The 6,214-nt window shown below is 72.3% G+C and carries 8 protein-coding genes; 2 read left to right on the forward strand and 6 right to left on the reverse strand.

Annotated features, from left to right (window positions below):
- Positions 1–200: 200 nt before the first annotated feature.
- A complete protein-coding gene (locus GWI24_RS38955) occupies positions 201–1,253 on the reverse strand; it encodes a pyridoxal-phosphate dependent enzyme (protein WP_308344242.1) in 1,053 nt (350 codons plus the stop codon).
- Positions 1,254–1,372: 119 nt separating this feature from the next.
- On the opposite strand from GWI24_RS38955, the gene GWI24_RS38960 reads away from it, so the two are divergent.
- A complete protein-coding gene (locus GWI24_RS38960; protein WP_210950757.1) occupies positions 1,373–1,684 on the forward strand; it encodes a helix-turn-helix transcriptional regulator in 312 nt (103 codons plus the stop codon).
- Positions 1,681–2,094, forward strand: coding sequence for an SRPBCC domain-containing protein (locus tag GWI24_RS38965; RefSeq protein WP_210950758.1), 414 nt, complete (start codon positions 1,681–1,683; stop codon positions 2,092–2,094). The genes GWI24_RS38960 and GWI24_RS38965 overlap by 4 nt, the downstream gene beginning before the upstream one ends.
- A 10-nt stretch (positions 2,095–2,104) precedes the next feature.
- Here GWI24_RS38965 and GWI24_RS38970 read toward each other — a convergent pair whose 3' ends face one another.
- From GWI24_RS38970 to GWI24_RS38990, 5 genes are all read right to left on the reverse strand, one after another.
- Positions 2,105–2,992: a class I SAM-dependent methyltransferase gene (locus GWI24_RS38970; protein ID WP_210950759.1), complete on the reverse strand. Its 888-nt coding sequence runs from the start codon at positions 2,990–2,992 to the stop codon at positions 2,105–2,107.
- Between the two features lie 153 nt (positions 2,993–3,145).
- Complete coding sequence (locus tag GWI24_RS38975) at positions 3,146–3,619, reverse strand: thioesterase family protein (protein WP_210950760.1); 474 nt, start codon at positions 3,617–3,619, stop codon at positions 3,146–3,148.
- The gene (locus GWI24_RS38980) at positions 3,616–4,629 is read right to left on the reverse strand and encodes a 3-hydroxyacyl-CoA dehydrogenase NAD-binding domain-containing protein (protein ID WP_210950761.1); all 1,014 of its coding nucleotides are present in this window, start codon (positions 4,627–4,629) and stop codon (positions 3,616–3,618) included. Before GWI24_RS38980 ends, GWI24_RS38975 begins: the two co-directional genes overlap by 4 nt.
- 53 nt (positions 4,630–4,682) lie before the next feature.
- Complete coding sequence (locus tag GWI24_RS38985; RefSeq protein ID WP_210950762.1) at positions 4,683–5,576, reverse strand: 3-keto-5-aminohexanoate cleavage protein; 894 nt, start codon at positions 5,574–5,576, stop codon at positions 4,683–4,685.
- Between the two features lie 49 nt (positions 5,577–5,625).
- The coding region (locus tag GWI24_RS38990; protein ID WP_210950763.1) for a TetR/AcrR family transcriptional regulator at positions 5,626–6,214 on the reverse strand (589 nt) is incomplete at its 5' end.

The following is a 6,214-nucleotide window of genomic DNA, read 5'->3' on the forward strand; positions in this document are numbered from 1 at the left end:
GACCTGACCGTCGAGGTCCGCCAGGAAGGCACGGTCCGCCACGCGGCGACGAGAGTCATGCGCCTCCGCATCCCCGACTGACCCGTGCGTTGTGGCCCCCTGGCGCCGCGCCCATGATCCGACCGTGGTCGCCCCGCCTGGCACCGGCGATCGGCCACGACGGCCTACGCGCCGAGCCGGGAGGCGACCCGCGCGGAGGGTCACGCCCTGGGCCGGGCACCACCCGTCGAGCCTGCCGAGTCTGCCAAGTCTGCCGAGCCCGTCGAGCCCGTCGAGCCCGCTGAGCCCGCTGAGCCCGTCGAGCCCGCCGCATCCTCCGGATCCGGCGGCCCGGTGATCACCGCCGTCACCCGGCTGCCCGGGGGCAGTTCGCCCCGCTCCGCCAGCCCGTACACACCCCACAGCATCTTCGCCACGTACCGCCGCTCCAGCCGGACCCCGTGCCGCGCCTCGAACTCCGCCGCGAACGCCTCCAGCTCCGCCGGGACGCGCCCGTAGCCGCCGCCGTGGTAGCCGTGCTCGATCCGCCAGGTGTCGAATGGTCGTCCCCACCCCTGCTCGTGCAGTCGTGTGATCTCGCCGTCCAGGTAGCCCTCCGCCCCCTTCAGGACGGCGAACCCCACCGCCCGCGCACCGGCAGGGAGCGCGGCGGCGATCCCGGCCAGCGTGCCGCCCGTGCCCACCGCGCAGCACACCACATCGTCCGGCCCCAGGCCGGGCAGCTCCGCGACGAGCTCCGCCGCCCCGCGCGCCGCCAGGACATTCGTACCGCCCTCCGGGAGCACGTAGGCGCGCCCCCACCGCTCCTCCAGCGCCCGTAGGGTGCCAGGGTCGTCCTCGCCCAGGCCGCGCAGCGTCTCGCGGTAGGCGGAGCGGGTGACGAAGGCCAGCTCCATGCCGTGTGCCTCGGCCCGCGCCAGCGACCAGTTGCGTGGCGCGTCGGCCAGCTCGTCGCCCCGGATGACCCCGACCGTCGACAGCCCGTACGCGGCCCCCGCCGCGGCCACCGCCCGGATGTGGTTGGAGTACGCCCCGCCGAAGGTGACCAGCCGGGTGTGGCCGCGCTCGACGGCCGCGCGCAGATTCGGGGTGAGCTTGCGCCACTTGTTGCCCGGCACCAGCGGATGGATGAGATCGTCCCGCTTCATCCGCAGCACCACGCCCCGGTCGGCGAGCCACGGGTCGGCCGCGTCCCGTACGGGGGACGGCAGCCGGGGCCGTATCGGGCTGGTGGTGTCTGGCGGGCGTCTCACCTCTCCATTCTCTCCGTCGCCCCGCGGTCGCTGAGTCGTGCCGGGGGCGACGCGTCGGAAAATATTGACGCGTCGGAAAATGTTGACGCGTCGGGAATCTCCGACGTAATCTCCGAGCCGTGCCCACAGACGTCTTCAGCGCGCTCGCCAACCCCGTGCGCCGCAAGCTGCTCGACTGCCTCCGCGACGGCCCCCGCGCCGTCAACGATCTGGCGGGCGAGTTCGAGCTGAGCAGACCGGCGATCTCGGAACATCTCCAGGTGCTCCGGCACGCCCGGCTCGTACGGGAGGAGCCGCGGGGGCGGCAGCGGTACTACCACCTGGAGCCGGATCCGCTCGCCGAGGTGCAGCAGTGGCTGCATCCCTTCGAGCACTACTGGCGCGCCCGGCTCCACGCGCTGCGCGACGTCCTCGACGAGGAGAACCCATGACCGAGCCCGATGCCATCCACTGCGACCAGTTCCTGCCCCACCCTCCGGCCGTCGTGTGGAAGGCCCTCACCGATCCGCGGCTGCACGCGCGGTGGTGGGCCGCGGGCGATGTGCGGGCGGAGGTCGGGCACCGCTTCACGCTCGACATGGGCCCCTGGGGAGAGCAGCCCTGCGAGGTGATCGCCGTCGAGCCTGAGCGGCTGCTGAGCTACCGGTTCGCCGAGGCCACCCTCGACACCACCATCACCTGGCGTCTCGAACCGGAGGGCGCCGGCACCCGGCTCTTCCTCGAGCACGCCGGGTTCGATCTCGACTCCCCGCTCGGCAGGAAGGCGCTCGACGGCATGGGCCGCGGCTGGCCCTCGGTCCTCGAGCACCTCGCGACGGTCCTCGCCGAACCGGCGGGCTGATCAACGAGCCTTACGAGAAGCGCGCTATCGCCGTCATCGTCGGCCGCAGATTCCGTACCGCGGGCAGCCATCGCATCAGCGGCGCCAGCGCCCCGTAGTAGAACCCCCGCCCGCGCGGCGGCGGCACCTCGCGCACGTCCGTGATCGCCGGATGGGCCGTCCGCACCTTCGGCAGCTCACCCGCGTTCATGCCCCATGGCATGGGCGGCGCGCGGTAGCCCCGCGCGGTGCGCATCTCGCCGCGCATCGTCCGGGCGCTGAACCACCGCGGCACCGCGTCGAAGACCAGCGCACCGCCCCGGAACCGCTCGGCGCACCCCGCGATCAGGTCCTTCACCTCGGTCGGCCGGAGATACATCAGCAGCCCCTGCGCGGTGATCAGCACCCCGCGCGCCGGATCGACCTCGTCCCGCCAGGACAGGTCGAGCGCCGAGCGGGCGAGGGTGCGCCGCCGCTCCTCGTCCGGCAGCAGCGCCCGCCGCACCTCGGCGGTCTCCGGCAGCTCCACGCACAGCCAGCGCGCCCGCCCGTTGTCCACCCGCCAGTACTGCGTCTCCAGACCCTCGGCGAGCGCGACGACCGTGCCGTCCGGATGCTCGTCGAGGAAGGCCCGTACGGTGGTGTCGAACGTGCGGACCCGCAGCGCCTGGCCCTGTGCCAGCAGCGGGCTGGGCGCCCCGAAGGTCTCCTCGAAGGGGTAGTCGATGCGGTCGACCAGCTCCACGGCCTTGGGGTCGTCCAGCACGGTCCGCGCCCGGCGGGCCTCGGCGGCCCGCATATAGAGGTTCCACAGCAGGGTCTCGGGCACCTCGCTCAGCTCGACGCGCCGACCGCCCTTGCCGTCCCTCGTGCCGTCCCCGTCCCTGTTCCCGTTCCTGTCCGGTCCGGCGTCCGCCATGGCGTCGTCACTCCTCGCACGCGCGTCCTCGGCGTTCTCGCCCCCACCGCCTCCACCGCCATTCAACCTCACCCGATCCCTCATCCGGAACGGCGAACGCCCCGGCCCCCGGACGAATCCGGGGCCGGGGCGTTCAGGCGGTACGGCGGTCGTTCAACCCGCCTCGGCCGGAACCGGGCCGATCGCCCGGCCCGCCCACTCGGGGGCCTTCTCGAGCAGATCCGTCAGCCGCTCCTTCACCTCATCGGGGAACGGAGCCGAGCGGCTCTCCTTCTGGTCGATGTGGAGCGCGAGCAGCTCGGTCGTGGCCACGGGGGCGCCGTTCGGCTCGCCCACATGCATTTCGTGGGTGAACCGGACCTTCTTCTCGTCCACGCCGATGACGCGCGTACGAATGGTGAGTTCGGCGCCCTCCTCGACCTCGTTCAGGTACCGGATGTGCGACTCCACGGTGTAGAGGGAGCAGCCGGTCTTGGCGCGGTAGGCGGAGTCGAGCCCGGTCTCCACCATCATCTCGTCGGTGCTGTGGCCGAAGACGAGGACGTAGAACGCCTCGCTCATATGGCCGTTGTAGTCGATCCACTCGGGACGTACGGTCTGCCGGTAGTCGGGGAGCGTGCTGCTCACTTCTCGTCTCCCATGGTGCTGGGGGTATGTGCGATGCCGTCCGTCCCCTCGGTGCGCTGCCGCGGCAGACGGCCAGTCGCCCGCAGGACGTCTATGACGCCCTGGTCCCGCTCCGCGACGAGCTGCGCGATGGTACGGCTGCCCGCCGCCTCGTCACAGCCGTCGACCATGGCCGCACGCAGCGTGTCGTCCAGCTCAGGCGCCTCGAGACGGGTCCACGGAGACTTCAACGAGGGTCCGAAGTGGTCGAGCATATGTCCCATGCCTCCGTCGCCGCCCGCCAGGGCGAACGTGAGGCACGGACCCATGAACGCCCACCGCAGTCCGGGCCCCTCGGTGATGGAGTCGTCGATCTCCTTCACCGTGGCCTCACCGTTGGCCACCATGTGCAGGGCCTCCCGCCACAGCGCCTCCTGGAGCCGGTTGGCGATGAAGCCGGGCAGCTCGCGCTCCATGGTGATCACGGACTTGCCCGCCACCTCGTAGAAGCGCGAGGCCCACTCGACCGCCGCGGCGTCGGTCTGCTTCCCGCCGACGACCTCGACCAGCGGAATGAGATACGGCGGGTTGAAGGGGTGGCCGACGACGAGGCGGCCGGGGCCGGCGGCCGCGGTCTGCATATCGGTCATCGGATAGCCGGAGGTGGAGGACGCGATGACGACCCCGGGCGGGGCCGCCGCGTCCAGCTGGGCCAGCAGCGACCGCTTGAGCTCCAGCTTCTCGGGGGCGCTCTCCTGGACGAACTGCGCGTCGGCCACCGCCTCCGCCAGGGTCGCGGTGACGGTCAGCCGGTCGGGGGAGGCGCCGTCGGCGAGGCCGATCTGCTCCAGGGCGGGCCAGGCGGCCGCCACCAGACGGCGCAGCTTCTCCTCGGCGTCGGGGGCCGGGTCCCAGGCGGTGACGTCGTAGCCGCGCGCCAGGAAGTGGGCGACCCAGCCGCCGCCGATGACTCCGGCGCCGACGCAGGCGACGCGGCGTACCTCTTCGGGGGCGCAGGGGGATGAGGGCATGGCGGTCCTAAGGGTGTGAGGGGGAGAAGAAGAGAGGGGAGCCGGCGGGGGGATCACGCGCGGGGCTTGAGGCCCAGCCGCTGCCGCGCCTCGTCCGGCGTGGCGACCTTCGCGCCCAGCAGCTCCGTGATCTGGACCGCGCGCTCGACGAGCTGGCCGTTGGTGGCCTTGACGCCCCGGCTGAGGTAGAGGTTGTCCTCAAGACCGACCCGTACGTTCCCGCCGAGCAGGATGGACTGCGCCACCCACGGCATCTGCATCCGGCCCAGCGCGAAGCTGGCCCACTGGGCGCCCTCGGGCAGCATGTTGACCATCGAAGCGAGCACGCCCGGATCGGCCGGGGCGCCCCACGGGATGCCCATGCACAGCTGGAAGACGGTCGGGTCGTCCAGCAGCCCCTCGTCCAGCAGCTGCTTGGCGAACCACAGCTGCCCGGTGTCGAAGATCTCCAGCTCGGGGCGTACGCCCAGCTCCTGGATGCGCTTGGCGCCGGTGCGCAGCATGTCGGGGGTGGAGATGTAGAGGTTGCTGCCGTCGCCGAAGTTGAGCGAGCCGCAGTCCAGGGTGCAGATGTCGGGGAGCAGGTCCTCGACGTGGGGGAGCCGGTCCAGGCCGCTGACCAGGTCGGTGCCGGGGAGGTGGGTGAGCGGGTGCTCCGGGTCGATGACCAGGTCGCCGCCCATGCCCGCGGTGAGGTTGATGACGACGTCGGTGCCGGTCTCCTTGACCCGCTCCACGACCTCGCGGTAGAGCCGCGGATCGCGGGCGGGGGCGCCGGTCTCGGGGTCGCGCACGTGGATGTGGACCACGGCCGCCCCGGCCTCCGCGGCCTCGACGGCGGAGCGGGCTATCTGCTCGGGGGTGACGGGGACATGGGGGCTGCGGCCCACGGTGTCACCGGCGCCGGTCAGGGCACAGGTGATGATGACGCTGTCGTTCATGGGCATGGGCTTCTCTCCCTCTCTTGCGGTGCACCGCACTCTTGTGGTGCTTCAGCTACGGTCCGGGCCGGTCGGCCGGTCCGGGCGCATCGGCGCCGGAGCGCCGTGCGGTCAACTCGGTGTCCACGTACGCGTTGCAGGCGATGTCCATGGCCTCGGCGCTCGTACCGCCCGCACCGGGCCCGGTGGCCAGCACCTGGATGGCGAGTCCGTCGATCAGCGCGGTCAGGCGCAGCGCGCTGAACTCCGGGTCGACGGCGCGGAAGACCCCCTGCTCGATACCGCGCCGGATCACCTCGGCCACGGTCTGCCGCCACTGCTGGTAGAAGTCGGCGTGCAGCCGCCCGATGGCCGTGGACCGCGCGGCCTCGGCCCACAGGTCCATCCACACCAGCCACTGCTGCCGCTGCCGCTCGGTGTACGGCACCTGCAGCGCGATCAGCTGCCGCAGCTCCTCGCGCGCGTCGTCGGCCTCGGCGATCCGGGCGGCGCGGCGCGCGGTGTCCTCGTCCATGCACCAGCGCACGGCGGCTTCGAGCAGCTCGGAGCGGCCCGGGAAGTGGTAGTGGATGGTGGCGGTGCTGGTGTCGCAGGCGGCGGCGATGTCGGCGACGCGTACGGCGTGGAAGCCGCGCTCGGCGATG

The sequence above is a fragment of the Streptomyces sp. MK37H genome, from assembly GCF_018035285.1.
Lineage (GTDB): Bacteria > Actinomycetota > Actinomycetes > Streptomycetales > Streptomycetaceae > Streptomyces > Streptomyces endocoffeicus.